Raw genomic sequence first — 26831 nt, forward strand, 5'->3', positions numbered from 1 at the left:
CTCCGAGGTGCGAGCCTCTTCGGCGAGCCAAGGATGCACGGCCCCGATACCGCTGCGCGGATAGTGCCGGGCCGTCGCCCTTCGAGACGGCCGCTTCGCGGCCTCCTCAGGGTGACGGAGATGGATTTTGGATGGTGGAAGTGTAGCGGAGAACGTCGGCTCTCCGAGGTGAACCGGAAGTCCCTGGGTTCGGTGGCTCCGGCGCGCTGCATCATTCAACCGGGCTAACCCAATGAATGCTTCTCCAAGGCCACCGCAATCCGCTCCAGGACGGCGTTCTTGCGCTGCATGTCGACGACGTCGCGTTCGCACATCTCAGCCACAGTCCGCCGAGGCCACCATACGCCCGCATGTCTGCCTGTTCGGTAACAAAGCCATATCGCCACTGCCGAAAGCACAATGGTGGCGAGCCAGATCAGCGCCTGCCCTTGACTGTAGTCCGCGATGGCGCGGCGGAAATCGCCCCTGGACAGATACGCAGCGGCGCGACTGCCAAGCGCATCCCGATCATTCGGATCGAGCGCGATCATGTGATCGTAGTCGGCGATGGCGCGGTCGAAATCGCCCTTGGCTTGATTGGCGTAGCCGCGGTTGAAGTAGGCGTCCCGATAGTTCGGATAGAGCGCGATCGCCTCGCTGCAGTCGGCGATGACGCGATCGAGGTCGCCTTTCGCCCTGTGTGCGAGAGAACGATTGTAGTAGGCGATCGCATATTTCGGATCGAGTGCGATCACCCGGTCGTAGTCGGCGGTGGCACGATCGGGATCGCCTTTGGCCAAATAGGCGTTGCCTCGCGCGGTGAGGGCGGCCTTGTTGTCCGCATCGAGCCGGATAACGTCGGTATAGTCGGCGATGGCACGGTCATTGTCGCCCTTGGCCTGATAGGCATAGCCACGCTCGCCATATCCGACCCGCTTTCCATAGTCCGACGGACCGCCGTCGAACGCCTGGTTCACGTCCGCTATCGCCCGGTCGTAGTCGTGCCGCTGGTTGTCGATATGCGACCGGTTGAGCAGTGAGCCAACCGCTTTCGGGTCGAGCCGGATCGCCTCGGAGTAATCCTTGAAAGCGCGGTCGACGCGATCGGCGGAGCTTGTCCATGACCAGGCAAAGCCACGCTGATGATACAGGCTGGACAGCTCGCGGCCGTTGTAGTCTCCGCTTTCGATCGCATGTGTGCAGGCGACGATGGTCGCGGCAACGGTTTCCTTCGATCCCTTCAGACAGTCCTGTCGATCGTCGGCCGTCGCTGGCCGGCTGGCAGTAGCCGCTATTGCGAAAGCTACCAGCCAGACCTGCGCGGAAATCCCTGAGCGCATACCCCTTCTCCCGCGATGCGCCAATGTTCGAACTAACCCGGAGCGTGTTTTTCCAGAGCCGCCGCGATCCGCTCCAGCAGGGCGTTGGTGCGCTGGGACTCGACGATCTGCTGCTCATAGAGATCGACCCAACTCGTCCCGGACGATCCGCGCCAATTCCTGCGCGACAGCCACACCCAGACGCCCACCAGCATCAGGAACGGCAACCACGAGACGATCAGGCTAACCACCCAGGACGTCGAACCGCCGCCTGCCTTGTTGATCAGCGTAAAGCAAACGACGAGAGCTCCGACGAGTGCGATCCACGCAGCAACGAGCAGGAACCAAGAGCGAGGCTTGGTCATTCCGGTCACGGCAGTTTCCCTTGGTTGATTCAATGCAGCGCATGCTATCATTGGTTGATCGGCCGTCCCATGCCGTCGCGGATGCGCGTCGCAACGTGGTTAGTCATTCCTTTGCAGGATGCTTCAGCCGCATTGCCCGGATCCGGCCATGCCGTCATGCGGCGCCGACCAACCAAGGTCCGGTGTTGAGGGTGAGGCTAAGTCAGGGGTAACGCGATCCGATTTTCCGGTTTGACCCAGGCCGACGTTCATTCGTTCATTGAAAATTGAATATCTGGCGATGGTAAGTTTGACCCGCCGAAGGCGTTGAACGATAAGACTGTCGGTCTCGATCCGTGGGCCAACGCGACATGATGATACATGATGATCCGCTGTTTGCGCTCTGGTTCTTCTTCCATTCATGGTTTCACGAAGTTGTTCATCACCCCGGCAAATTTCTGCCGGCCCTGATCATCGCTTCGATGCTTGCGTATATTGGTTCTGAATTTGTCCGCGCCCATCTTCGTCGGCGTCGCCGATTGGCCGTTGCAGCAGCGCCGGAACCGCCTCAGGACATAGTCTGAGCTCGGTTCCTGGCCCAAAACCGACATGCCGTGGTCACCCGGTCATATCAGGTTTTTGCGCGCGGAGCCGACGTGGCGGACGCATGAAGACGCGCCGGTTTAATCTGACTTCATCGCGCTTTAGCCTTGACGATTAAGGAAATCTCGCACCACGTCACACTTGCGTAATGGATCGCGTTCTCACAAACGTAATTGTTTTGGACCAACCTTCGGCGCGATCATTGCACGGAAAGCAATTCATGAATGCGTTCATCGTTCGCCCAATCAACGGAACGCTTGGAAGTGCGATCGCTATTCGCGACGGCTTCGCGGAAGAGCAGAAACTCGCCATATTCGCCGACGCCAGGATCCAGGATTGCACACGCGTCGGCGACGACCGCTGTCTTTTCCTCTCGCATAAAATGGGCATTGCGCTTGTCGATCTCAGCTCTCGTAAGGTGATCGAGCGCGGCCGGTTGAAGCAAGCGGCGGATCGCATCGCAGTTTCCCGTGACGGAAGGTGGGCGGTCGCCTATCACTGCAATCCCGGCCTGATCGCGGTCATCGAACTACCGACACTTCAGGAATCCGCCAGATACAACCTGATCCAGACGCGGGAGGATGGCGCTTTCCAACTCCTCCACCGCGATAACGATGTCCTGAATGAAAGCGGGGCTCCCTGGAATTCAATCCCCTTTTCCGACGGCCCCCTTCGTGGGGAAGCCGGGGCCGATCAATTCTGGCTGAAATATGCGCCGGTCGAACCCAACGGCCTGCGACGCATACGGTTCGACCGCGGCGCGCGCGCGACGTTCCGGGCCGACGGCAAACTCGTGGCGCCATTCGAATTCAGCGTCAACGGACCGGAATGGGTGTGGAGCAGGCTACGAAACAAGCCGATCACGACCATGGCGCGGGATACAACCGTCGGCGTCGCCGTGATCGACCTGGACACAGCGCGGCTCGAAATGCAGGTGATCCAGCGGCAAATCGAGCCATCGGTCTATACAACCTTTCCCGTCCAGTCGATCAGCCCGGACGGAACGCACGCGATTGTTCGCGCCTTCGATCCCGTCGATGCCGGTGCGCGGGAGCATGGGCTTGGCGGCCGGCTGCGCCAATTGTTCGGGAGCGAGCCGGACGCCGCCCTCGCCTTCGGTCTCGAGGTTTGGGACGTAACGGGTACGCCCCGCCTGACGAGGTCCATTGCGTTCAAGCCTTTGAATGGCGAGACATTGCGCAGGATCAATACGCTACGTTTCAATGATGCCGAACTCGCCGAGGCGCGCAAGGAGATCGGTCTGGTTTTTCCCGGCGTCGAGGCTGGCTTTGCGGGCCGCGAGCACGAATGGCGCACAAGCCGCGAAAAGCAACTGGAAGACGCCTATTTCGACCCGCTTGAAACGCGAGAGGCGCCCGCTTTCAATCCTGCTTTCGGCCACGTCCATTTCCCTGTTCTGTACGCCGAGGCGACGCAATTATTCTGGAAATTGCGGCCAAGACCTTTTTCAACGCTTCCCTGGGATCATTTCGACGACCGGCAGCGGTGCTTCGTCGCCAGCGTCTTGAACGGTTGGTCTGCGCATTCCGCCTATTCGGTGGATTCGATAGCCTGGATCGCGCGCGACCGATTTGTCGTCCTGTCGCGCGATGGAACTGTCCGCGAACTCTCCATTGCCGGTGACGTGGGCCAAACCTATCAACTGGTCGATCCCAAGACCGGCACATGGTCTTTTACTGAGCCGAGTCTGTTTCCGCATGAGCTGATCCACATTCGCAGCAGCGCCTTCGCGATCACTGCGTTCAACCATCGGTTGGAATTCGACCTGCCGTCCATGGCGGCATCCAGCGTCGGCGCTCTCGGTGCGCCGATTCCCTTGGCTTACCGTGCCGTGGCGGATGTCGCTGCTCGGAATGCAGAAGTGAAGAGAGTCGACAGCCTCGCCGAAGCGATCAGGCGCGGCTACGTCAAGATCGGGTCGAAAGAGCCAGCCCGCTTGATCGCCGGCTTGCGCGAATTGGCGCGCGAGGCGCGCGAGCATTTCGATGAAATCGTGGTCGACGAACGCTGGCTTCCGACCCTCCATTATCGCGGCAAGGCCGTTGGCGAGACGGAGTTTTGCGACATCCTGGCCGCCGACGGCTCTGACGCCGCCACGCGCGCGCTCGACGAGCTGCTGACCGCCTTCCTCGATGCGACAGCAGTCCGGCGACAGAATGTCTGGCATCCGGATGACGTGACGCCGACGATGGGGCCGGTAACCTTCGCGCTCATCAGGCTTTGCGACCCGTTGCCGCCTTCGGTCGCCCGCTTCTATGACAGACGCGACATGAGCCACGACACCTGGACCCCTCAGGAATTCGAGCGCCTTGATCTTCCGAAAAGCCGTTTCTCGTCGCCGGACCTGTTGACCCTGCAAATCCGCCTCGCGATCCAGGACATCTGCACGGGCAACGTCAAAGCCGATATCTTCGCGCTCTATCGCCTTCCGCTCGTGCGCGAGGCGCTTCACGTCGATCCATCTCGTTCGGCCGATCTGGCCCAAGCAATCATCGATCAGCTCTCGGGACAAGCATCCGATCTCGCCTGGGCAACCAGTGCCGGGGTGGCGGGGGTGCTTGAGGCGATCGTCGAAGGACTCGATGCCGGCATTCCAGCAGAGGCGGCTCTTGCAGATGAACTTCGCCGCCGCAGCAAGTTCGCCAGTTCCTGAGGTCCTTGGATTAGTTCAATCGGACTTCATCCCGCTTTAGGCATGACCTTTCCGGAAACCCGCTTCGCACTTTTCCGGATCACCCCCTAGCGCGCCGTCGGCGGCGCCGCGAGATTCCCCGCCAGGATCGCCTTGCCGGCGTCCTCGTATTGGGTGTCGCGGGCCTGGATCTGCTGCGCGATCGCGTGCATGTCGCGAAACCGCCGCTCGAACGGATTTTTGGCGAACACCGCCGTTGCCCCCGACATGTGATAGGCGATGTCGACCACGGCGGCGGACTGGTGGATGGTCCAGGTCGAGGCGATGCGGATCGCGATCCGATGTGCCTCGCTGATCGCTTCACCGCGGGCGAGATCGCTCCAGACCTCGTGGGCGGTCGTGTACAGATAGGCGCGCGCGGCGCGCAGGCTGGCCTCGGTGCGGCCGATCTGGCCCTGCACGGCGTTGTTGTCGCGCATCGCCTTGAGGCCCTGCGGGGTCTTGCCGCGGGCAAGCTCGGTCGCCGCATCCAGCATCGCGCGGGCGACGCCGAGCGCGGTGGCGGCAAAGCCCATGCTGAACACCATGTTGGTGGTGAGCTTGTAGAGCGGGCCGCTCTCGCGGCACGCGGCGGGATCGTCGCGCAGCGCGGCGAACTTGTCCGGAATGAAGAGGTTGTCGACCGAATAGGAATCGGTGCCGGTGCCCTTCAGGCCGATCACATCCCAGACGTCGTACATGGTCGCTTGCGACATCGGGAACAGGATGGTGCGGATCTCCGGCGAGCCGTCGGCCTTCCTGCGCGGTGTGCCGTCGGCCTCGGCGACCCGAACATGGGCACCGAGCCAGCTCGCCTGCCGCGAGCCTGAGGCAAAGTCCCAGCGCGCACTGGCGCGGTAGCCGCCGGGCTCGGCCCGCACTTCATGGGCGATCGCGCCCCAGGCCAGGATGCCGGGCGCGGTGTTGAAGATCTCATTGGCCGCGTCGGGCTCGAGATAGGCCGCGGTCATGGCGCAGACGCTGCACTGGCCGAGGCACCAGGCGGTCGACGCATCGGCCTTGGCGATCTCCTCCTGCATCTGCATGAAGGCGTCCAGCGTCGCCTCGGCGCCGCCAAAACGCTTCGGCAGCAGCGCGCGATACAGCCCGTTGTCGACCAGCGCCGCGGTGACGGACGGCGTCAGCCGCCGCGTCCGTTCGATCTCGTCGGCTTCAGCGATGATCAGCGGCGCCAGCGCGCGTGCCCGCTCGACAAGGTCTACTCCCTGCGGCTTGTTCATGCGTGTCCTCGGCGCCTTCTGTCATTCTTGTTGCGCGGGTGCGTGATGGTGACGCATCCGGGAAAGGAGGGCAAGGCGGGACCGCGCCGATGCAGATCAGCCATCCATCAACGGCGCGCGAGCGCGGCGCATGCAGCCGCGCTCAGGCAGCGGCGCGGCCGAGATCGAGCGACGGCTGCCGCTTGGTCGAGAAACTCAGCGCCACCGCGACCGCGGCAAGGCCGATCGCAAAGGAACCGGCGTGCAGCCATGTGTAGCCATGGAACGTGTCGAACACGTAACCGCCGGCCCACGGCCCGAGCGCCATGCCGAGGCTGGCAAATGCCGACACCGCGCCGAACACGGTGCCCATGATGCGCGCGCCGAAGAATTCGCGCACCAGCACGGCGTAGAGCGGCATCACGCCGCCATAGGCGAGCCCGAACACGACCGACAGCGCGTAGAACTGGCCGAGCTGCGCCACCGCCAGATAAGTCGCAATCGACAGCGCCTGCACCAGCAGGCCGCCGACCAGCACCGGCTTGGCGCCGAGCCGGTCGGCGAGCACGCCGAGCAGCAGCCGTCCGCCGAGCCCGGAGAAGCCGGCGAGGCTGTAGACCGTGACCGCGGTGAGCGGCGCGATGCCGCACACCATGGCGTAGGACACCATGTGGAAGATCGGGCCCGAATGCGCCGCGCAGCAGGCAAAATGTGCCAACGCCAGCGTGATGAATTGCGGTGTGCGCAGCGCCTGCGCCACGGTCCATTCGGTTTGCGGTGCGCCTGCCGCCGTCGGCATCGCGACGGTCGATCCCTGCGGTGCCGGGCGCACCAGGAACGAGGCGGGGATCAGCAGCACCCATGCGGCGATGCCGATCACGAGCATCGCGAAGCGCCAGTCATAGGCGGTGATCAGCCAGCTCGCGGATGGCGCCACCGTCAGCGGCGAGACGCCCATGCCGGCCGAGACCAGCGCGACGGCGAGGCTGCGATGCTTGTCGATCCAGGCGCTGGCGAGCGCCATCATCGGCGCATAGAAGCTGCCGGCGGCGATCCCGATCAGCACGCCGAAGCAGAGCTGGAATTGCCACAGGGTCTGCGCCTGGCTTGCGGTGACGAGGCCGAGCCCGAGCAGCAGGCTGCCCGCCAGCACCACGATGCGGGTGCCGAAGCGGTCGGACAGCGCGCCCCAGGCGAACGCCGCAAAACCCATGCAGAGGAAATCCAGCGTCGCGGCCGCCGAGATACCGGCGCGCGACCAACCCATCGCATCCGAGATCGGCTGCAGGAACACCGCGAGCGACAGCATGGTGCCGAAGCCGACGCAGGTCATCAGCGCGCCCGCGCCGACCACGACCCAGCCATAATCGAACCGAGCGGCCTTGCTCATGCGTTTCCCCGTCTGCGCGGTTTGATTTTTGGGTCCGCGGTTGGCGGGATGGTGGCGCATCCGTCCGCTGCGGGCAAGCTCGCTTGGTCGCTGCAGGACTTCGTGCCGCGCATGGCGCGCAGCCACGTCAACGCGCGTCAGGACAGCAGCGAACGGGGCTTTTGGTCAGGCTAGCCGCACTGCCAGGCCCGCCCGATCGGCGTCCAGACCCAGCACGGGCCGTAGCTGCCGCCATTGTAACGCCCGCCGCCATGGAAGCCGGGGCGGCCGAAATAGTGCCAATCGCCGCCATAGTAATATTCCGGCGAAAAGTCCGGATAGCCGCGGGCGGCGCCGCGCGGGCCGAGCACCGGAATGGTTTGGTTGGGCGGCTGCCGATAGCCGGGCAGGAAGCCATAGCCATGCCAACGGGTCGAGCCGTGCCGCTTCTTCGAGGAGGCGGCCGAGCTCAGATCGGGCTGCAGCAATGCGAGGATGACGATCGTGAGGGACAGGATGCGCAACATGTCAGGAGCTTAGTCGGGCCGCCCAGTGATGGCGATTCAAATCATGGTGCGTTTTGTTGCTGCGACAAGGATCGGCAACATGCGCGCCTGCGACAGCGTGTCAGCTATCCGGCTACTGTGCATGGGGTTGTTTTCGAGATTTTTAGGTGCACGGGAACTGGCGCGCCGTGACCGCGCCTCAGCTGTCCACCTTGAGCGCGGCGATGAAGGCTTCCTGCGGAATGTCGACCTTGCCGAACTGCCGCATCTTCTTCTTGCCTTCCTTCTGCTTCTCCAGAAGCTTGCGCTTGCGCGTGATGTCGCCGCCGTAGCACTTCGCGGTGACGTCCTTGCGCAGCGCGCGCACGGTTTCGCGCGCGATCACCTTGCCGCCGATCGCCGCCTGGATCGGGATCTGGAACATGTGCGGCGGGATCAGCTCCTTCATCTTCTCGACCATGGCGCGGCCACGGCCCTCGGCGCGGGTCCGGTGCACCAGCATCGACAGCGCGTCGACCGGCTCGGCGTTGACCAGGATCTGCATCTTGACCAGGTCGGCCGGCTTGTAGTCGGTCAGATGATAGTCGAACGAGGCGTAGCCCTTGGAGACCGACTTCAGGCGATCGTAGAAATCGAATACCACCTCGTTGAGCGGCAAATCGTATTTCACCATCGCGCGGGAGCCGACGTAAGTCAGCTCCTTCTGCGCGCCGCGGCGGTCCTGGCACAGCTTCAGCACGCTGCCGAGATATTCGTCGGGGGTGAGGATGGTGGCCTCGATCCACGGCTCCTCGATCTCGGCGATCTTGACCACGTCGGGCATGTCGACCGGGTTGTGGATCTCGAGCTCGGTGCCGTCGGTCAGCTTCATCTTGTAGATCACGCTCGGCGCGGTCGCGATCAAATTGAGGTCGAACTCGCGCGACAGCCGCTCCTGGATGATCTCCAGATGCAGCAGTCCGAGGAAGCCGCAGCGGAAGCCGAAGCCGAGCGCGGCGGAGGTTTCCATCTCGAAGGAGAAGCTGGCGTCGTTGAGGCGGAGCTTGCCCATCGCCGCGCGCAGCGTCTCGAAATCGTCGGCGTCGACCGGGAACAGGCCGCAGAACACCACCGGGATCGCCGGCTTGAAGCCGGGCAGCATCTCGGTGACCGGCTTCCTGTCGTCGGTGATGGTGTCGCCCACACGCGTGTCGGCGACTTCCTTGATCGCTGCGGTGATGAAGCCGATCTCGCCGGGGCCGAGCTCGTCGACCTGCGTCATCTTCGGGGTGAAGAAGCCGACCCGCTCGACGTCATAGGCAGCACCGGTGCCCATCATGCGGATCCGGCCGCCCTTCTTCATCGTGCCGTCAACGACGCGGATCAGAACGACCACGCCGAGATAGACGTCGTACCAGCTGTCGACCAGCAGCGCCTTCAAGGTCGCGTCGCGGTCGCCCTTCGGCGGCGGCAGGCGGGTGACGATCGCCTCCAGCACGTCGGGAACGCCAAGGCCGGTCTTGGCCGAGATCATCACGGCATCCGATGCGTCGATGCCGATCACGTCCTCGATCTGCTGCTTGACCTTCTCGGGCTCGGCCGCGGGCAGGTCGACCTTGTTCAGGACCGGGACGATCTCATGGCCCGCATCAAGGGCGTGGTAGACGTTGGCCAGCGTCTGCGCCTCGACGCCCTGGCTGGCGTCGACCACCAGCAGGGAACCCTCGCAGGCCGCCAGCGACCGCGACACTTCGTAGGCGAAGTCGACGTGGCCGGGCGTGTCCATCAAATTGAAGATGTAATCCTTGCCGTCCTTGGCGCGGTAGTTGAGGCGCACGGTCTGCGCCTTGATCGTGATGCCGCGCTCGCGCTCGATATCCATCGAATCGAGCACCTGCTCCTTGCCCGCCATCTCGCGATCCGACAGGCCGCCCGTCATCTGGATCAGGCGGTCGGCGAGGGTCGATTTGCCATGGTCGATATGGGCGACGATGGAGAAGTTGCGGATGTTGGAAATCGGGGCAGTTGTCATGGGGCGCGGGATAGCATCCGCACCCCCGCGCGGGCAACCATATTGCGGTATTTTGCAGGGCTGTGACGGCGAATCACGGGGGCATTTCCGGCCTGGTTGCAATGATCGATTTCCAGGCATGCTTCTGCTAGGTCTAGCGGCCCAAAATCGTGGATTTGACGATGCGCTGGACCCTTCTCGCCGCCGGATTGCTCGCAATGTTGTTCGTGCAGCCTGCGGCCGCCGACAAGCGTGTCGCGCTGGTGGTCGGCAATTCGACCTATCAGAACGTGTCGCGGCTGCAGAACCCGAAGAGCGATGCCGAGCTCGTGGCCGGCACGCTGCAGCGGCTGGGCTTTGCGCTGGTCGGCGGGCAGGCCCAGGTCGATCTCGACAAGGCCGGCTTCGATGCCGCGATCCAGCGCTTCGGCAGCCAGCTGATGGGCGCGGACGTCGCGCTGTTCTATTACGCCGGCCACGGCATCCAGGTTCGCGGCACGAATTATCTGGTGCCGGTCTCCGCCAATCCCACACGCGAGGCCGATGTCGATTTCCAGATGGTCGATGTCGGCCTGGTGCTGCGGCAGATGGAAGGCGCCGGCACGCGGCTCAACATCGTCATCCTCGATGCCTGCCGGAACAATCCGTTCGGCGGCCGCGGCCTGCGCGCCGCCGACGGCGGCCTTGCCCAGATCCGCGCGCCGGAGGGCACGCTGTTGTCCTACGCGACCCAGCCCGGCAACGTCGCACTTGACGGCGATGACGGTCACAGTCCCTACACGCGCGCGCTGGTCGACACCATGCAGAAGCCCGGGCTCGACGTGCTGCAGGCCTTCAATCAGGTCGGCCTGGTCGTCAAGCGTGCCACCGGCAGCGCGCAGCAGCCCTGGGTCTCGACCTCGCCGATCGACGGCGCGTTCTATTTCGCCGGCAATGCGCCGGCACAGGTCGCGACCGCCGATCCGCCGGCGACGGTGATCCCGCCGCAGCAAACCCTGCCGCCGCAGAACTCGCGTCCATCGGAGCCGCCGCCGGTGCTGCGCACGCAGTCGGACTTCATCATTCCGGATTCCGACAGCCGCCTGTTGTCGGAGAGCGAGCTCCGGGCGCTCAACAAGGACGACCTGCGGATCGCCCGCAATGAGATCTTCGCGCGGCGTGGGCGCTACTTCAACGCGCCGGACCTGACCGCGCGGTTCAGCAAATTCGCATGGTACGTGCCCCGCTCATGGGATCCGCCGCTCAACGCGATCGAGAGCGCCAATGTCGCGCTGATCGATCGCTTCGAATCCGGTGGTGCTGCGCCTGGTGGTTTCATCTTCCCGGATTCCGACCGGCGCCTGTTGACGCCTGCCGATCTGCGGCGGTTGTCACGGGATGAGTTGCGGATCGCGCGCAACGAGATCTTCGCCCGCCGCGGACGCTATTTCGATTCCGCCGATCTCAAGGCGTATTTTTCGCGCTTCCCCTGGTACGCGCCGAACAGCTGGAATCCGAAGCTGAACGCGATCGAGGAAGCCAATATTGCGCTGATCGATCAGGCCGGAAAGCGCTGAATGGCCGCGCGCAAGACGGCCTGCATTGTTGCCCTGCTGGCGCTGACCTCGCCGCTCGCGCATGCTCAAAGCAAGAGCGAGCTGCTCGACCGGCTGGTGCGCGCCTATCCCGATGCGCTGTCCGGGCACGACGACAAGACCATCACCTGGCGCGACGGCACGGTGATGCCCGTCGATGACGGCGTCGCCGACAAGCCGTTCGATCAGCTCTTACGCAATGCCTCGATCCTCGATCAGATGCGGCAGCCTTATCCGTCCGGGCCATCGGCGCCGCCGGCCCCGAACATCGATCCCGGCCGCTTCCGCAACGAGGCGTTCTTCAAGAAGATGTATGGCGACTGCAACACGGCGGAGGTCAGGCGGAACCTGGTCACGATCACCTGGCTGCCGCGCTCCTGGGGCAAGCCGGTTCAGGTCACGCGGGTCAATGGCATCGCCGAGCGGCTCAAGCAGGTCTCCGCCGAGATCGAGGCGCTCGATCCGGCGCTGCGCGCCGCGGCGTTTCCGATCGCGGGTGTGCTGTCTTGTCGCGCCGTCGCCGATACCGGGCGGATGAGCATGCATGGCTACGCCGCCGCGATCGACCTCAACCTGAAGGTCTCGGATTACTGGCTGTGGGCGAGCAAAGGGGACGGCAAGGGCGAAGGCAAGGGCAAGACCATCCCCTACAGGAACCGGATGCCGCGGGAGATCGTCGACATCTTCGAGCGCCACGGCTTCATCTGGGGCGGCAACTGGTATCACTACGATACCATGCACTTCGAGTACCGGCCGGAGCTTCTCGACAAGTGAACCGGCCGGCTCGAGCATGATCCGGAGATGCGGGCAGCGGTTTTCCGAAGCGATCATGCGCAAATCCCGCTCTTGAGCCATTCTCACGCCAAGCTGATTTCACTGGCCACAAAAACGCGCTAAAGGGCGCTGAAGTGCTGGTGAGCATTCACTCATCGCGCTTCCGCTTCCACTCGGCATGAATCCCTCCGGAAAGCCAGTTTCCCCTTTTCCGGGTCATGTCTCAGGCACAGGCCATGTCGACCGTTTCCACGCTTCCCGCCGCACGGCGCTCCACCCGCAGGCTGACGATCCGACGGATTGCCGCCTGGATTGCCTCGCGCGCCATCGATCCCCGGACGAGCCTGTGGTTCGTGATCGGCTTCGCACTGGTTCACGCGGTGCTGTGGACGCTGATCCTGGTCAAGCTCAAGGCCGCGCAGGACGTCCATATGGATGTTGCGGAGGCCTATGCCTGGGGCCAGCGCTTCCTGCTCGGCTATGGCAAGCACCCGCCGCTGTCGGGCTGGATCGCCGGGGTCTGGTTCAGGATCTTCCCCGTCACCAACTGGTCGACCTACGCGCTCGCGATGGCGACCGTCAGCTTCGCGCTGGTGGTGTGCTGGCTGATCGCGCTGCGCGTCGTCGACCGCCGCCGCGCGTTCTTCATGGTGGTGATGCTCGCGCTGTACCCGATCTTCAATTTTAAGGGCTTCAAGTACAACGCCGACCTCGCGCAGCTGGTGCCGCTGCCGCTGCTGGTGCTGGCCTATCTGAACGCGTTCGAGAAGCGCAGCTTCAAATCGGGGCTCTGGCTCGGCTTCGCCGGCATGCTGGCGCTGATGACCAAATACTGGGTGGTGACGATGATCGGCGCCATCGGGCTCGCCGCGCTGATCCATCCGCAGCGCGCGCAATTCCTGCGCTCGCCGGCGCCATGGGTTGCGATCGGCACGATGCTCGTGGCGATGATTCCGCATCTGGTGTGGCTGGAGGAGGTGAACTTCGTACCGTTCACCTATGCCGGTGACGTCTACGCGCTGTCGAGCCGCGAGCTCAACGTCCAGCTCGTGATCGGCTACATCGTGCACAATCTCGGCCTTCTCGCGATTCCCGTCGTGCTGGGCCTCGTGGCGCTGCTGCTGGGGTCGGTGCCATGGCGGCCATCGGACGTGCTGGCGCGGATCTGGTCGCGCGGACCCAACCCGGCCGTCAACCTGCCGCAGGCGCTCAACGTCTGGATCATCCAGGCAATCGTCGCGATCGGGCCGCCGCTCGGCGCGCTGGCATTCACGGTCTACATCAAGACCGACTGGGGCATCCCGCTGTTCTTCCTGGTGCCGCTGGCGCTGGTTGCGATCCCCTCGCTGCGTTTCCCGCGCATGGCGCTGTTCTCGATCATTGCGGTCTGGTTCGTGGCCACCATCGCCACGCTGATCGCCGCTCCCAGCATCGCCACGCAGGAGATCGCGTCCAACCATATCGGCGGCTCGACCTACGCCGCGCGCTCCGAGCTGGCGCGCGAACTGACCCAGACCTGGCAGGAAAAATTCCATTCGCGCTGGGCCGTGGTCGTCGCACGCTCCGACATCGGCGAGCCGATGACGTTCTACAGTCCGGATCATCCGGCCTCGCTGGTGCCGGGCGAAGCGTGGTCGTCGGGGCTGACGTCATTCGACGAGGCCAGGCGCCTCGGCTTCATCGGCATCTGCGACACCACCGATCCGGTGTTCCTGCAGCCATGCGAGGCCTGGATGGCGGAGCATGCCAAGGATGCCGAGCCGCTTGTCATGACCACCATGCGCTTCTTCAACGGCCATCCCGGTCCGTCGACGGCCTGGAAGGTCTATCTGGTGCCGCCGGCGAAGTAGCTTCGGCTCCCTCGCCCCGCGCTTGCGGGGAGAGGGTTGGGGTGAGGGGCTCTCACCGCGATGGCAGTCTATCGATAGACCTGTACCCCTCGGATCGCATCGTTCGATGCGATCCGACCTCTCCCCGCAAGCGGGGCGAGGTAAGAGGTGGCGGCCCTACGTGCCCTCTTCGTTGAACTTGCTGGCGACGAGCTCGGCGATGGCGTCCAGCGCCTGCTGCGCTTCGTCGCCTTTCGCGGAGACCACGACCGTGGTGCCGGGCCCTGCGGCCAGCATCATCAGGCCCATGATCGAGGTGCCGCCGACGGTCTCGCCGCCGCGCGTCACCCAGATCTCGGCGTTGAAGCGCTCGACCAGCTGGACGAACTTGGCCGATGCCCGCGCATGCAGGCCGCGCTTGTTGACGATCAGGAGTTCACGCGAAATAGCGCCCGCCGGCACGCCCGGGCCGACATGGTTTTCGCCCGGGGCCTCGCCGCTCATTTGCCTGCAAGAACGCGGCTGGCGATGGTGACGTATTTGCGGCCGGCTTCCTGCGCCATCGCGATCGCGTCGGGCAGCGAACGCTCCTCGCGAACCTTGGCGAGCTTGACCAGCATGGGAAGATTGATGCCCGCGAGCACTTCCACCTTCGGGCGGCTCATGCAGGAGATCGCAAGGTTGGACGGCGTGCCGCCAAACATGTCGGTGAGGATCGCGACGCCGTCGCCACTGTCGACGCGGTTCACCGCCTCGATGATGTCGCTTCGACAGAGATCGGAATCGTCCTCGGCTCCGATCGTAATCGCTTCAATTTGTTTCTGCGGACCCATGACGTGTTCGAGCGCCGCTCTGAACTCGTCGGCAAGGCGCCCATGGGTCACCAGCACTAGACCAATCATCGGAAACTCCTCGCGGGCGCCCTTTGGTGCACCGCACGAACGCGCCACTTTGACCATCCAGAGCCCCCGCGCAAGGGGGCATCTTGGCTAGTCTCCCGGTTCCTGGCGGTAGAGAGGGGAGGCTGCGCCGGCAAAATCCGACGCGATAGTGGATGTGATATGGTTACCAATTCCCTTCCCACAATTGGCCGCAAGATTACGGGAACATGAACTTTCAGGTTGTCGTCAGCGCAGCGACAACCAGCGGCAGGGGTTGGAAGCCGGCTGCCACGGGAATTCGCGGTATCAATACACCATTAAGGCGTATTACGAGCGCCTCGGGCGGCGGTAGCCGCTCGGCGTCGTCAGCGGCCAGGTCGACAATCAGCCGCACCACCGCCTCGTCTGCGAACGGGCAGTGGCGGATTCCGAGGCCTCGTATCTCGATCAGACCGGCCAGTTGCGGTGCCGGGCGAACCCACAATTGTTCGCCGGCTGTGTCGAGATGGACACGGTCATCCCCCACCAGAACGGCCGGCGGGAGCGCTCCGGTGCGCCCGGCGAGAATCAGATCGAAGGCGAGACGCGACTTGCCGGAGCCCGATGGGCCGCGGATCAGCACCGCACGCTCGCCGACCAGAACGGCGGATGCGTGCACGCTTGAATTGTCGCTCATTGTGTCGGCAGCCTGACCACGAAACGTGCGCCGGCGACGGTCGGCTTGCCGTCGTCGTCCGCGGGGCCGGGACGGTTCTCGGCCCAGATGCGCCCGCCATGCGCCTCGATGATCTGCTTGGAGATCGAAAGCCCGAGGCCGGAGTTCTGGCCAAAGCCCTGGTGCGGCCGGTCGGTGTAGAAGCGCTCGAAGATCCGCTCCAGCGCGTCCTCGCCGATGCCGGGCCCGTCGTCGTCGACCACGATCTCGACCTCGCCGCGGTTGCGGCGGCACACGATGCGCACCTTGTCGCCCGGCTTGGAGAACGATTGCGCGTTGGACAGCAGGTTGGAGATCACCTGGCCGAGCCGGGAATCATGGCCGGGCACCGACAGCGTGTCGGTCGGCCCGCGGCCCTCGAAGCGGGCTTCGACGGCGACGTCGTGGCCGAGCCGGGTCTCGTTGGCGACGCTGGTCAGCGTCGCCAACAGACGGCGCAGATCGACCGGCGCCATGTCCTGGCGCTGCATTTCGGCATCGAGCCGGCTGGCGTCGGAGATGTCGGAGATCAGGCGGTCGAGCCGCCTGACGTCATGCTCGATCACGGCGAGCAGCCGCGCCCGACTGTTCTCGTTGCGCGCCAGTGGCAGCGTCTCGACCGCGGATCGTAGCGAGGTCAGTGGATTCTTCAGCTCATGGGCGACATCGGCGGCGAACATCTCGATCGCCTCGATGCGGCTGTAGAGCGCGTTGGTCATGTCGCGCAGCGCGCCGGAAAGATGGCCGATTTCGTCGCGGCGTCCGGTGAAGTCGGGAATCTCGACGCGGGTCTGGATGCGGTGACGGACGCGCTCGGCGCTTTCGGCCAGCCGCCGCACCGGGCCTGCGATCGTGCTCGCCAGCAGCAGCGACAGCATGATCATGACGGCGGAGGCGACGCCGCCGATCTTGAGGATGGCGAGGCGTTCCGACATCACCAGCTGGTCGATGTCGTCGCCTTGCGTGGTCAGCATCAACGCGCCGCGCACGGCGCGGAAATGCTGCACCGGAACCGCGACCGAGACGATGATCGCGCCGCGCTCGGTGACGCGCACCGCGCTGCCCTTCATGCCTTCGAGCGATTGCGCGACTTCGGAATAGCCCCTGCCGCCTTCGGGGCCGAGCTCGCGATAGATCGGCAGGTCGCCGCGGTTGAGCCAGGTCTTGATCGTCGCCTTGGTCTTCTCATAGAGCGACGGCTTCTCCGATGGCGGCGGCAGCTCCATGCGCAGCACGTCGCCGCGCGCGAACAGATTGCGGCTGTCGAGGATCAGCCCGCCATCGCGGTCGAAGATGCGGGCCCGCGTCTTGGTCGGTGCGATCAGGCGGCGCAGGACCGGCGCGACCCGCTCGGGATTGATCGGGAAGTCAGCCGATTCATCCGGCTGGCCGTAACTCTCGCCGGGCTTGAGGTCGAGCAGCCGGTCGGGATCGATGGTGACCGTGTTGCCTTCGACGGTCGCGGACGCCGCGATCGCCTCCGAGATGATCTCGGCATAGACCAGGAGGCTCTGCGTCCGCGCCTCGATCAGGCCGGCGCGGAATTGCGAGAGATAGAGGATGCTGGCGACCAGCGCGACGAGGCCGGCGAGGTTGAGCGAGACGATGCGGCGCGTCAGGCTGGAGAACGACAGTGCGAAGAAGAACTGGCCGGCGCGGCGCAGCCAGCCGAGCGGACGGCGCCAGCCTTTGTCCCGCGCCAGATCGTCGGACACGGCCTCTTGATCGAGGAGCTGTGTGGCGTCCTCGGTGGTCAGGCCCTGCTCGAGCTGCGTTCGATCAAGCACTTGGCAAAGCTGCCGGTTGGTATGGATGTCGTCCCGCGAAGCAGATAGTCGCCCGAGCTTACCCCAGCCGCGCGGAGCCTGTCAGTTAACAAGCCGCCCGGGACGTGCAGATCAGGCTTCCTTGAAGCGATAGCCGACGCCGTACAGCGTCTCGATCATCTCGAAGTCGTCGTCGACCACCTTGAACTTCTTGCGCAGCCGCTTGATGTGGCTGTCGATGGTGCGGTCGTCGACATAGACCTGGTCGTCATAGGCCGCGTCCATCAGCGCGTTGCGGCTCTTCACGACGCCGGGGCGGGTCGCGAGCGCCTGCAGGATCAGGAATTCGGTCACGGTGAGCGTCACCGGCTCGTTCTTCCAGGTGCAGGTGTGGCGCTCCGGATCCATCCGCAGCAGGCCGCGGTCGAGCGCGCGGGCGTCCGGCTCCTTCGGCGCGGCGGTCGGATCCTTCGGCTGGCCGCGGCGCAGCACGGCCTTGACGCGTTCGACCAGCAGGCGCTGCGAGAACGGCTTGCGGATGAAATCGTCGGCGCCCATTTTCAGGCCGAACAATTCGTCGATCTCCTCATCCTTCGAGGTGAGGAAGATCACCGGCAGGTCGGACTTCTGGCGCAGCCGGCGCAGTGTCTCCATGCCGTCCATGCGCGGCATCTTGATATCGAGGATCGCAAGATCGGGCGGTGACGTGCGAAACCCATCCAGCGCCGACGCACCGTCCGTGTAGGTCATGATGCGGTAGCCTTCGGCTTCAAGCGCGATCGAGACCGAAGTGAGAATGTTGCGGTCGTCGTCGACCAAGGCGATTGTGGGCATGAGCTGCTTTCACAATGAGAGTGGCTTAAACGGCGGGCACTCTGGCAACGCGCCGTGGAAATGGGCTTCGAACGCGGTCAACGAGCAATGTAAGCTGGGCTGAAGTGTGACCGAGTTCCGCAAAAAATACGCTTCTGCGACCCATGCGATGGACCCCATATACCACCCTGAGACCATGAAAACAGGCCCTTTTTTCAGGCGGAACCGGCCCGATTCGCCCTCAAAATGACCCGATAGGCCCATGCAACCGACCGCCGACTTCGATCCTGCCCACCTTGCCCGCTCGCTGCTGCGCCGCAGCCGGCAGGGCGCGCTCGCCACGCTGATGGCCGGGTCCGGCGATCCGTATTGCTCGCTGGTCAATCTGGCGAGCCACCCCGACGGCTCGCCGATCCTGCTGATTTCCCGGCTGGCGCTGCACACCAGGAATATCCTGGCCGACGGCAGGGTGTCGCTGATGCTCGACGAGCGCGCCGAGGGCGATCCGCTGGAGGGCGCCCGCATCATGCTGGCGGGCCGTGCCGAGGAGGTCGCCGAGGCCGAACAGGAGCTCGTCCGACGGCGCTATCTCGGCGCCCAGCCATCGGCGGAAGCCTTTGTAGAATTTAAGGATTTTTCGTTTTTCGTGATCCGGCCGAGCGGCGCTCATCTGGTCGCGGGGTTCGGCCGCATCGTCGACCTCAAGCCGGCGCAGTTTCTGACCGATCTCGGCGGCGCCGAGGCGCTGCTGGAGGCCGAGCCGGGCGCGGTGGCGCATATGAACGAGGACCACCGCGAGGCCATGAACCTCTACGCCACGCGGCTGCTCGGCGCGGACAATGCCGAGTGGCTGTGCACCGGCTGCGACCCGGACGGCATGGACATGCAGGCCGGCCGCGCCACGCTGCGGCTCGATTTTCCCGAGCGCGTCAGCAACGGCACCGAGCTGCGCAAGATGCTGGTGCGGCTCGCCGGCGACGCGCGCGCCAAGGCATAGACGAGCCATAGGGAGCGCGACCTGCCGCCTCCGGGCCGCGGCGCCGAGCCCGACGAGGCATGGTGTCGCATGGCTTGCTGCTGCATGCGCGTTTGTCGAGGCGGCGTGAGATGTCGTGCTTCGCGCGCTGACCGAATGTTTGATAGCGCGATCATTTTGCGCACGCGTCTCCTGACATGCGCAGGCGTGACGCACTGATTGCGTTACCATCGATCGTCGTGGTGAGCGGTGTTGTGGCGGCTGAATGCGATGGGCACCGCGGAACATTCGCCGTCGCCACGCATTGAGGTACCCCAGATTCGACGATGCGTGTTGAGCTCGGTCGAGCATGCTCATCTGCAGCTCAATGCCGACGAGGTGGTGCTATCCGCGTGCGATACCATCGTGGACGACATGCTCGGTGCTGCAGCGCTGCGTCAGCTCGCGGCGGCACATCGCAACGACACATCCTCAGCGCGAAACGCATACCCGGCATTCCCTGCGCCTTTGGTCTTGCTCGGCGCAGGCAGCCGCCGATCGCTGGCACCCTTTGTGCATCGCAACGCCTTGTTCGCAGCGGGAAGGGCGACCAAACGCCGCCCGACCGCGGTGAAAGCAACGAGAAAACGAAAGCAAAGCGAAACTGTTTCGCGCTGCGGCATTTGCATCAGAAGATGGGCCCGCCTTGGAATAAACCAAAAGCCGTTCGACTGGCTTGGCAAGCCCGGCGATCCCCACTATTAGGTCGCCGGACCGGGGCCGAGAGGCTATATTCTGATGAAGGTCACCGCGGGGGGGCGCGATTAGCGATATTCGCGCGAACAAGTATACGCGGGTTCGAGGAGGTTCTTCGTGCAAGAGACGGGCGTGCATAACGGTGCCTTCGGTGCCGACAAATTCGGCTTAAAAAATCTCAAGGGCGTGCACTGGAACTATGGTGCGCCGCAGCTCTACGAGCACGCGTTGCGCAACGGCGAAGCGGTGCTCTCGGCCGACGGCGCGCTTTGCGCTGATACCGGTGAATTCACCGGCCGCAGCCCGAAGGACAAGTTCACGGTTCGCGACGGCCTGACCGACAAGAGCATGTGGTGGGCCGGCAACCAGTCGATCACCTCGGATCAGTTCGCGACACTCTACGCCGACTTCCTCAAGCATGCCGAAGGCATGACGCTGTTCGCGCAGGATCTCTACGGCGGCGCCGATCCGAAGCATCGCATCAAGACCCGCGTCTTCACCGAGCTTGCCTGGCACTCGCTGTTCATCCGCACGCTGCTGATTCGCCCGGAGACGCCGGAGCTCGCGGGCTTCGTGCCGGAGCTCACGATCATCGATCTGCCGAGCTTCCGCGCCGATCCGAAACGTCACGGCTGCAAGTCGGAGAACGTCGTCGCGATCGATTTCGCCCGCAAGATCGTCCTGATCGGCGGGTCTTATTATGCCGGCGAAATGAAGAAGAGCGTGTTCACCACGCTGAACTTCTATCTGCCCGAGAAGGGCGTGATGCCGATGCACTGCTCGGCCAATGTCGGCCCCGACGGCGACACCGCGATCTTCTTCGGGCTGTCAGGCACCGGCAAGACCACGCTGTCGGCCGATCCGAAGCGCACGCTGATCGGCGACGACGAGCATGGCTGGAGCGAGGACGGCGTCTTCAACTTCGAGGGCGGCTGCTACGCCAAGTGCATCAAGCTCTCAGGCGAAGCCGAGCCGGAAATCTACGCCGCCAGCAAGCGCTTCGGCGCGGTGCTGGAAAACGTCGTGCTCGGTGCCAATGATCGCGTGCCGGATTTCGACGACGGCTCGAAGACCGAGAACACCCGCTCGGCCTATCCGCTCGATTTCATCCCGAACGCCTCGCGCACCGGCCGCGCGCCGCATCCGAAGAACGTGGTGATGCTCGCTGCCGACGCCTTCGGCGTGATGCCGCCGATCGCCAAGCTGACGCCGGCGCAGGCGATGTATCACTTCCTGTCCGGCTACACCGCGAAGGTCGCCGGCACCGAGCGTGGTCTCGGCAACGAGCCGCAGCCGGAATTCTCGACCTGCTTCGGTTCGCCGTTCCTGCCGCGCGATCCGTCGGTCTACGGCAATTTGCTGCGCGAGCTGATCGCCAAGCACAATGTCGATTGCTGGCTGGTCAACACCGGCTGGACCGGCGGCAAATACGGCACCGGCCGCCGCATGCCGATCAAGGTGACGCGCGCGCTGCTCACCGCGGCGCTGAACGGCTCGCTCCGCAACGCCGATTTCCGCACCGACAAGTATTTCGGCTTCGCAGTGCCGACCTCGCTGCCGGGCGTCGAGCCGCACATCCTCGATCCGATCAAGACCTGGGCCGACAAGGCCGACTTCGACAAGACCGCCCGTGCGCTGGTCGGCATGTTCCAGAAGAACTTCGCCAAGTTCGAAGCCCAGGTCGACGCCGAAGTCCGCGCCGCCGCGCCGGAAGTGAAGCTCGCGGCGGAGTAGTTCGCTCGCGCCGATCTCGCGATGTGAAAGGCGGCCCGCGTGGCCGCCTTTTGCTTGCCCAGTCGGCGCGGCGACGTTTCAATCCGTCAAGCGGAGCGGCGCCACATCCACTACTGTCGTCCCGGCGAAGGCCGGGACCCATACCCCGCGGCGGATGTTGTGAACGGGACTCGTCATTCCACCGACGCGCAACGATGACCATTGGTGGTTATGGGTCCCGGCCTTCGCCGGGACGACACCGAATCTGTTGCCTGCTACTCGCCCATCTCCGGCAGCACGGCGTTGCTCGGCGTCTGCCGGTCGGTGATCTGCAAACCGAACAGGCTGCCGATCAGTTCGACCGCGACACGCGCGGTGCGGCCGCGCTCGTCGAGGAATGGATTGAGCTCGACGATATCGAGCGAGCGCACCAGTCCGGAATCGTGCAGCAGCTCCATGATCAGATGGGCTTCGCGATAGGTTGCGCCGCCCGGCACCGTGGTGCCGACGCCGGGGGCGACTGCCGGATCGAGGAAGTCGACGTCGAACGAGACGTGCAGCACGCCGTTCTTGGCGCGCACGCGCTCGATCACGCGGCGGGTCAGCACGGCGACGCCGAACTCGTCGATCTGCCGCATGTCCGCGATCGAGACGTTGCGCTGCCGCAGCAGCTTGCGCTCCAGCGGGTCGACCGAGCGGGTGCCGATCAGGTCGAGCTGTTCGGGCGGGATCGAGGCGCGCGGCAGCCCGCCGAGCAGATCGTCGAGGCCCGCCTCGCCGCACAGGAAGGCCGCCGACATGCCGTGCATGTTGCCGGTGATGGTGGTGGCCGGCGTGTTGTAGTCGGCATGCGCGTCGACCCACAGCGCAAACAGCGGCCGGCCCTTTTCCTGCCAGTAGCGCGCGACGCCGTTGATCGAGCCCATCGACAGCGAGTGATCGCCGCCCATGAAGATCGGGATCGCGCCGGAATGCGCCAGCCAGTAGGCGCGCTCGGACAGCGCGCGGGTCCAGGTCTTCACCTCGTCGTAGAATCTGGTGTTGGCCGGCACCGGGCCGTCGGCGACGACCTGCGGGATCGCAAGGTTGCCATGGTCATCGACCTGGAAGTCGAGCTGCTCGAGCAGCCGGGCGATGCCGGCGGTGCGCAGCGCGTCCGGCCCCATCAGCGGTCCGGCCTGCGACGCGCCGATCTCGATGGGAACGCCAAGCAGCGCGATGCGCGAGGGCTTTGAAGTGTCGGCTTCGGACATGCAGCAGTGCTCCCAAAGGTGTGGAACAGAAGCGACCTGCCAATGTTCCCTCAACCCTTGAAATAGGCAATGCGGTCGTAGCAGACCAATGTGGATATTTGGCTACGCCGCGAAATGCCCTACGCCTTGAAATAGGCGATCTGCGTCGTGGTCGCGAGCAAGCGGCCGGACGGCGACCACAATTCGCCGTGCTGGTCGCCATAGCTCTTGTGGAAGATTTTCGCGTCGGCCACGGCGAGCACGCGGGTGGTGTCCTCGGCATCGAGGTCGGCGGCATCGACGTGGAAATAGGTCGTCAGCGACACCGTGCCGAACGGCACCAGTTCACCCCGCGCGTGGAAGACACGGCCGAAGAACGCGTCCGACATCGACATCAGCGACAATGCATCGAGCTTGCGCGGCATGCGGTCGGCGATCCACATCCTGGAATACGCGTGCGCTGGCTCCGTCGCGGCGCCCTCGTGAAACCTCGGCTCGCCGTCGGCGAAGCGGAAATCGTACTGGTTGGCCCAGGTCATCTTGAGCTTCGGAAACGAGCGCAGCTGTTCGAACGGCGCGGCGCCGGGAAAGGTGGCTGGCTGGTGCGACCACGAGGGCCGGCGCTCGGCGAACACCGCGGTCGCCAGCGTCGCGACCTCGCCGCCGCCCTGCGTCATCTCGACCGACCAGTGCTGGCTCGAGCGGTTGGCTTTCACCAGGCGGACATCGAGGTCGAAGGCGCCTTCGGCGACCGGCGCGCAGTAGTTCACCGTCAGCGCCAGCGGATCGCCGGCCCGCTGCGGATGCTGCATCAGCGCGCGCAGGATGGTCGCGGCGGTGCAGCCGCCGAACGGGCCGACGAAGGCCCAGTAATCCGGGCTGGTCCGTCCCTGCCAGCGGCTGTCGCCGGCGGTCACGGCGGTGGCTTCATCGAAGAGGTGTGGTGTCTTGGTGAGCATGCAAATCCTTAAGTACCAATCGTCATTGCGAGGAGCGAAGCGACGAAGCTATCCATCTATCAGCATGTGAGGCGAGAGATGGATCGCTTCGCTAACGCTCGCAATGACGCTCGTCATGCAATATCGCTGCTGGCGCGCGAAATTCAATGACGTCTGACGTCATCGATTTCCGTGTCGCGGGATTAGCCCTTCGCCTCGCGCTGATTGCCGAGCTGCGGCGAGGCGGTCGGATGCACCGGCACGTGCCAGATGTCCTCGGCATATTCGCGAATGGTGCGGTCGGAGGAGAACCAGGCCATCCGCGCCACGTTGAGGATCGAGGCGCGGGTCCAGGCCGGCACCACCTGCCAGCGCGCGTCGATGCCGCGTTGCGCGTCGTAATAGGAATCGAAATCGGCCGAGACCATGTAGTGATCGAGGTAGCGCAGCGCGTGCCCGATCGAGGCGAAGCGCGCGGCATCGCCGGGCGAGAACTCGCCGCTTTCGACGGCGCGGATCGCGCGCTCGAGCCGCGGCGATTTGCGGATCACGTCGGAGGCATCGAGCCCCTGCTTGCGGCGGACCATGACGTCGCCGGCCTCCAGGCCGAAGATTGCGATGTTCTCGGGTCCCACCGCGTCGCGGATCTCGATATTGGCGCCGTCGAGCGTGCCGATGGTCAGCGCGCCGTTCAGCGCCAGCTTCATGTTGCCGGTGCCCGAGGCCTCCATGCCGGCGGTCGAGATCTGCTCGGAGAGATCGGCGGCGGGAATGATCACCTCGGCGAGGCTGACATTGTAGTCGGCGAGGAAGGCGACCTTCAGTCTGCCATTGAGCGCGGCATCGTTGTTGACGACCTCGGCGACGTCGTTGATCAGCTTGATGATCAGCTTGGCGTAGCGGTAGCTCGCCGCCGCCTTGCCCGCGAAGATTTTGACCCGCGGCACCCAGTCGCGTTGCGGCTCGTCCTTCATCGCGTGGTACAGCGCGATGGTCTCCAGGATGTTGAGCAGCTGCCGCTTGTATTCATGGATGCGCTTGATCTGCACGTCGAACAACGCCGACGGATCTACCTTGATGTGGTTGCGCTCGCCGATCAGCCGCGCCAGCGCCAGCTTGTTGTGATGCTTGACGTCGCGGAAGCGTTTCTGGAATTCGAGGTCGCTGGAATGGGTTTCGAGCCGCTCGAGCAGCGCGAAGTCGTCGAGCACCGCCTCGCCGCAGGCCTCGCGCAGCAGATCGGTCAGCCGCGGATTGGCCAGCATCAGCCAGCGGCGGAAGGTGATGCCGTTGGTCTTGTTGGTGATGCGCTGGGGGTAGAGATGATGGAGGTCGTGGAACACGGTCTCCTTCATCAGGTCGGAATGCATCGCCGAGACGCCGTTGATGCGGTGCGAGCCGACGAAGGCGAGCTGGCCCATCCGCACCCGGCGGCCGCTGCGCTCGTCGATCAGCGAGACCGAGGCGCGGTATTCGATGTCGCCGGGGAAGCGCTCCTCGGCGAGCGCGAGATGCGCCACGTTGATGCGGTAGATGATCTCGAGATGCCGCGGCAACAGCCGCTCGAACAATTCGACCGGCCAGGTCTCGAGCGCCTCCGGCAGCAGCGTGTGGTTGGTGTAGGACAGGGTTGCGACCGTGATCTTCCAGGCCTCATCCCAGCGGAAACTGTGCAGGTCGACCAGGATCCGCATCAGCTCGGTGACCGCAAGGCTCGGATGGGTGTCGTTGAGCTGCACCGCGGCCTTCTGCGCGAGGTTGCGCAGGCCGCCGTCGGACGCGAGATGCCGGTTGACGAGATCCTGCAACGAGGCCGAGACGAAGAAATATTCCTGGCGCAGCCGGAGCTCGCGGCCCGCCGCGCTCTCGTCGTTCGGATAGAGGAATTTGCAGATCGCCTCCGCGCGCGCCTGCTCGGCGCTGGCCGAGACGTAGTCGCCTGAGTTGAAGACGTCGAGCTTGAGCGGGTCGGGTGCGTGCGCCGACCACAGCCGCAGCGCGTTGACGTGCTGGCCGCGCCAGCCGACGATCGGCGTGTCATAGGCCATCGCCTCGACGGTTTCCGTCGGATGCCAGGTGGCGCGGTCGCGGCCGCGATCGTCGACATGCTCGACATGGCCGCCGAAATGGACGTTGTAGACCACCTCCGGCCGCTGGAATTCCCAAGGGTTGCCGAAGGCGAGCCACTCGTCGGGATATTCCTGCTGCCAGCCCTGGTTCATGATCTGGCGGAACAGGCCGAAATCGTAGCGGATGCCGTAGCCGGTCGCCGGAATCGCCAGCGTCGCCATGCTTTCCATGAAGCAGGCCGCGAGCCGGCCGAGGCCGCCATTGCCGAGCGCGGCATCGGGCTCGCATTTGCGCAGGTCGGAGAGATCGACGCCGAGGTCGCCGAGCGCGGCCTCGAACAGCGGCAGCAGCCCCATATTGTTCAGCGCGTCGGTGAACAGGCGGCCGATCAGGAATTCGAGCGACAGATAATAGACCCGCTTGGCGCCGGCGTCGTAGGTCTGCTTCTCGGCGGTCAGCCAGTGGTGCACGATGCGATCACGCAGCGCCAGCGCCGCGGCCTTGTACCAGTCGCGCCGGGTCGCCATGCCCGCGTCCTTGCCGATCGCAAGCCGCAGCTTGGCCAGGATCGCGCCCTTGATCTCGGTCAGCGCCAGCTCGTCGATCGGCTGGTTCAATGCCGGGTAGTTTGTCTGTTCCTGCAACGCGCCCAATCCCTGCCGTTCAGATTTGAGCATGATCCGCGGAAATCCCGGTGTCGGCGGTTTCCGATCATGTTCCAACGCAATGATACGCGCCTTGCATGGCAATCGAAACTGTCGGCGACAAGGCCATACGCGGCGCTGCCGTAATTTTATGCAAGGACCGGGCCGCT

General features: G+C 64.6%; 22 protein-coding genes. 8 read left to right on the top strand and 14 right to left on the bottom strand.

Going from position 1 to position 26831, the window contains the following annotated elements:
- Positions 1–224: 224 nt before the first annotated feature.
- Together BRSPCE3_RS11905 and BRSPCE3_RS11910 are read right to left on the bottom strand one after the other, a co-directional pair.
- A complete protein-coding gene (locus tag BRSPCE3_RS11905) occupies positions 225–1319 on the bottom strand; it encodes a tetratricopeptide repeat protein (RefSeq protein WP_244066004.1) in 1095 nt (364 codons plus the stop codon).
- A gap of 32 nt (positions 1320–1351) precedes the next feature.
- The gene (locus BRSPCE3_RS11910; RefSeq protein WP_244066005.1) at positions 1352–1672 is read right to left on the bottom strand and encodes a hypothetical protein; all 321 of its coding nucleotides are present in this window, start codon (positions 1670–1672) and stop codon (positions 1352–1354) included.
- Positions 1673–2013: 341 nt separating this feature from the next.
- Between BRSPCE3_RS11910 and BRSPCE3_RS11915 the strand changes: the two genes are divergently transcribed.
- Positions 2014–2226, top strand: a complete 213-nt coding sequence (locus tag BRSPCE3_RS11915) for a hypothetical protein (protein ID WP_244066006.1) — start codon at positions 2014–2016, stop codon at positions 2224–2226.
- A 239-nt stretch (positions 2227–2465) separates the two neighbouring features.
- Positions 2466–4919, top strand: coding sequence for a hypothetical protein (locus BRSPCE3_RS11920; RefSeq protein ID WP_244066007.1), 2454 nt, complete (start codon positions 2466–2468; stop codon positions 4917–4919).
- Between the two features lie 86 nt (positions 4920–5005).
- Here BRSPCE3_RS11920 and BRSPCE3_RS11925 read toward each other — a convergent pair whose 3' ends face one another.
- The 4 genes from BRSPCE3_RS11925 to lepA all read right to left on the bottom strand — a co-directional run bounded on the left by BRSPCE3_RS11925 (position 5006) and on the right by lepA (position 10043).
- Complete coding sequence (locus BRSPCE3_RS11925) at positions 5006–6178, bottom strand: acyl-CoA dehydrogenase family protein (protein ID WP_244066008.1); 1173 nt, start codon at positions 6176–6178, stop codon at positions 5006–5008.
- Positions 6179–6320: 142 nt separating this feature from the next.
- Positions 6321–7547, bottom strand: coding sequence for an MFS transporter (locus BRSPCE3_RS11930; RefSeq protein ID WP_244066009.1), 1227 nt, complete (start codon positions 7545–7547; stop codon positions 6321–6323).
- Between the two features lie 170 nt (positions 7548–7717).
- A complete protein-coding gene (locus BRSPCE3_RS11935; RefSeq protein ID WP_244066010.1) occupies positions 7718–8053 on the bottom strand; it encodes a hypothetical protein in 336 nt (111 codons plus the stop codon).
- 178 nt (positions 8054–8231) lie between these two features.
- Positions 8232–10043, bottom strand: coding sequence for a translation elongation factor 4 (lepA, locus tag BRSPCE3_RS11940; protein ID WP_244066011.1), 1812 nt, complete (start codon positions 10041–10043; stop codon positions 8232–8234).
- Positions 10044–10204: 161 nt separating this feature from the next.
- On the opposite strand from lepA, the gene BRSPCE3_RS11945 reads away from it, so the two are divergent.
- The 3 genes from BRSPCE3_RS11945 to BRSPCE3_RS11955 all read left to right on the top strand — a co-directional run bounded on the left by BRSPCE3_RS11945 (position 10205) and on the right by BRSPCE3_RS11955 (position 14220).
- Positions 10205–11578, top strand: a complete 1374-nt coding sequence (locus BRSPCE3_RS11945; protein WP_244066012.1) for a YARHG domain-containing protein — start codon at positions 10205–10207, stop codon at positions 11576–11578.
- Positions 11579–12370 (top strand): M15 family metallopeptidase, encoded by a 792-nt coding sequence (locus tag BRSPCE3_RS11950; protein WP_244066013.1) that lies wholly within the window; start codon positions 11579–11581, stop codon positions 12368–12370. It begins immediately after the preceding gene.
- Between the two features lie 236 nt (positions 12371–12606).
- Positions 12607–14220 carry a glycosyltransferase family 39 protein gene (locus tag BRSPCE3_RS11955; protein WP_244066014.1) on the top strand — a complete coding sequence of 538 codons (1614 nt, stop codon included), beginning with the start codon at positions 12607–12609 and terminating at the stop codon, positions 14218–14220.
- 156 nt (positions 14221–14376) lie between these two features.
- Here the strand turns inward: BRSPCE3_RS11955 and BRSPCE3_RS11960 are convergent, their stop codons facing one another.
- The 5 genes from BRSPCE3_RS11960 to BRSPCE3_RS11980 all read right to left on the bottom strand — a co-directional run bounded on the left by BRSPCE3_RS11960 (position 14377) and on the right by BRSPCE3_RS11980 (position 18374).
- Positions 14377–14703 carry an HPr family phosphocarrier protein gene (locus BRSPCE3_RS11960; protein ID WP_173639261.1) on the bottom strand — a complete coding sequence of 109 codons (327 nt, stop codon included), beginning with the start codon at positions 14701–14703 and terminating at the stop codon, positions 14377–14379.
- The gene (locus tag BRSPCE3_RS11965) at positions 14700–15101 is read right to left on the bottom strand and encodes a PTS sugar transporter subunit IIA (protein ID WP_021076632.1); all 402 of its coding nucleotides are present in this window, start codon (positions 15099–15101) and stop codon (positions 14700–14702) included. The genes BRSPCE3_RS11960 and BRSPCE3_RS11965 overlap by 4 nt, the downstream gene beginning before the upstream one ends.
- A 214-nt stretch (positions 15102–15315) precedes the next feature.
- Entirely contained in the window at positions 15316–15756 is a 441-nt protein-coding gene (locus BRSPCE3_RS11970; protein WP_244066015.1) for an HPr kinase/phosphorylase, read from the bottom strand.
- On the bottom strand, positions 15753–17489 hold the full coding sequence (locus tag BRSPCE3_RS11975; RefSeq protein ID WP_283843124.1) for a sensor histidine kinase: 1737 nt from the start codon (positions 17487–17489) through the stop codon (positions 15753–15755). Before BRSPCE3_RS11975 ends, BRSPCE3_RS11970 begins: the two co-directional genes overlap by 4 nt.
- Positions 17490–17672: 183 nt before the next feature.
- Entirely contained in the window at positions 17673–18374 is a 702-nt protein-coding gene (locus tag BRSPCE3_RS11980) for a response regulator transcription factor (protein WP_016843287.1), read from the bottom strand.
- Between the two features lie 241 nt (positions 18375–18615).
- Between BRSPCE3_RS11980 and BRSPCE3_RS11985 the strand changes: the two genes are divergently transcribed.
- The 3 genes from BRSPCE3_RS11985 (at position 18616) to BRSPCE3_RS11995 (ending at position 21798) form a co-directional block, all read left to right on the top strand.
- Complete coding sequence (locus BRSPCE3_RS11985; RefSeq protein ID WP_244066016.1) at positions 18616–19350, top strand: HugZ family protein; 735 nt, start codon at positions 18616–18618, stop codon at positions 19348–19350.
- Between the two features lie 312 nt (positions 19351–19662).
- Positions 19663–20073, top strand: a complete 411-nt coding sequence (locus tag BRSPCE3_RS11990) for a hypothetical protein (RefSeq protein WP_244066017.1) — start codon at positions 19663–19665, stop codon at positions 20071–20073.
- 108 nt (positions 20074–20181) lie between these two features.
- Entirely contained in the window at positions 20182–21798 is a 1617-nt protein-coding gene (locus BRSPCE3_RS11995; RefSeq protein ID WP_244066018.1) for a phosphoenolpyruvate carboxykinase, read from the top strand.
- A gap of 254 nt (positions 21799–22052) precedes the next feature.
- Here the strand turns inward: BRSPCE3_RS11995 and rocF are convergent, their stop codons facing one another.
- The 3 genes from rocF to BRSPCE3_RS12010 form a co-directional block, all read right to left on the bottom strand.
- Positions 22053–23030 carry an arginase gene (gene rocF, locus BRSPCE3_RS12000; RefSeq protein WP_244066019.1) on the bottom strand — a complete coding sequence of 326 codons (978 nt, stop codon included), beginning with the start codon at positions 23028–23030 and terminating at the stop codon, positions 22053–22055.
- 119 nt (positions 23031–23149) lie between these two features.
- Positions 23150–23968, bottom strand: coding sequence for an acyl-CoA thioesterase II (locus tag BRSPCE3_RS12005; protein ID WP_244066020.1), 819 nt, complete (start codon positions 23966–23968; stop codon positions 23150–23152).
- A 182-nt stretch (positions 23969–24150) separates the two neighbouring features.
- Positions 24151–26694, bottom strand: coding sequence for a glycogen/starch/alpha-glucan phosphorylase (locus BRSPCE3_RS12010; RefSeq protein WP_244066021.1), 2544 nt, complete (start codon positions 26692–26694; stop codon positions 24151–24153).
- Between the last annotated feature and the right edge of the window lie 137 nt (positions 26695–26831).

Source organism: Bradyrhizobium sp. Ce-3 (genome assembly GCF_022835695.1).
Classification (GTDB): domain Bacteria; phylum Pseudomonadota; class Alphaproteobacteria; order Rhizobiales; family Xanthobacteraceae; genus Bradyrhizobium.

Excerpts from the sequence above, each read along its gene's own strand:
- BRSPCE3_RS11905 (WP_244066004.1), bottom strand. The coding sequence starts at position 1,319 with ATGCGCTCAGGGATTTCCGCGCAGGTCTGGCTGGTAGCTTTCGCAATA.
- BRSPCE3_RS11945 (WP_244066012.1), top strand. The coding sequence starts at position 10,205 with ATGCGCTGGACCCTTCTCGCCGCCGGATTGCTCGCAATGTTGTTCGTG.
- BRSPCE3_RS12005 (WP_244066020.1), bottom strand. The coding sequence starts at position 23,968 with ATGCTCACCAAGACACCACACCTCTTCGATGAAGCCACCGCCGTGACC.
- BRSPCE3_RS11985 (WP_244066016.1), top strand. The coding sequence starts at position 18,616 with ATGCAACCGACCGCCGACTTCGATCCTGCCCACCTTGCCCGCTCGCTG.
- BRSPCE3_RS11955 (WP_244066014.1), top strand. The coding sequence starts at position 12,607 with ATGTCGACCGTTTCCACGCTTCCCGCCGCACGGCGCTCCACCCGCAGG.
- BRSPCE3_RS11915 (WP_244066006.1), top strand. The coding sequence starts at position 2,014 with ATGATGATACATGATGATCCGCTGTTTGCGCTCTGGTTCTTCTTCCAT.
- BRSPCE3_RS11980 (WP_016843287.1), bottom strand. The coding sequence starts at position 18,374 with ATGCCCACAATCGCCTTGGTCGACGACGACCGCAACATTCTCACTTCG.
- BRSPCE3_RS12010 (WP_244066021.1), bottom strand. The coding sequence starts at position 26,694 with ATGCTCAAATCTGAACGGCAGGGATTGGGCGCGTTGCAGGAACAGACA.
- lepA (WP_244066011.1), bottom strand. The coding sequence starts at position 10,043 with ATGACAACTGCCCCGATTTCCAACATCCGCAACTTCTCCATCGTCGCC.
- rocF (WP_244066019.1), bottom strand. The coding sequence starts at position 23,030 with ATGTCCGAAGCCGACACTTCAAAGCCCTCGCGCATCGCGCTGCTTGGC.
- BRSPCE3_RS11950 (WP_244066013.1), top strand. The coding sequence starts at position 11,579 with ATGGCCGCGCGCAAGACGGCCTGCATTGTTGCCCTGCTGGCGCTGACC.
- BRSPCE3_RS11930 (WP_244066009.1), bottom strand. The coding sequence starts at position 7,547 with ATGAGCAAGGCCGCTCGGTTCGATTATGGCTGGGTCGTGGTCGGCGCG.
- BRSPCE3_RS11920 (WP_244066007.1), top strand. The coding sequence starts at position 2,466 with ATGAATGCGTTCATCGTTCGCCCAATCAACGGAACGCTTGGAAGTGCG.
- BRSPCE3_RS11970 (WP_244066015.1), bottom strand. The coding sequence starts at position 15,756 with ATGAGCGACAATTCAAGCGTGCACGCATCCGCCGTTCTGGTCGGCGAG.
- BRSPCE3_RS11965 (WP_021076632.1), bottom strand. The coding sequence starts at position 15,101 with ATGATTGGTCTAGTGCTGGTGACCCATGGGCGCCTTGCCGACGAGTTC.
- BRSPCE3_RS11960 (WP_173639261.1), bottom strand. The coding sequence starts at position 14,703 with ATGAGCGGCGAGGCCCCGGGCGAAAACCATGTCGGCCCGGGCGTGCCG.
- BRSPCE3_RS11925 (WP_244066008.1), bottom strand. The coding sequence starts at position 6,178 with ATGAACAAGCCGCAGGGAGTAGACCTTGTCGAGCGGGCACGCGCGCTG.
- BRSPCE3_RS11935 (WP_244066010.1), bottom strand. The coding sequence starts at position 8,053 with ATGTTGCGCATCCTGTCCCTCACGATCGTCATCCTCGCATTGCTGCAG.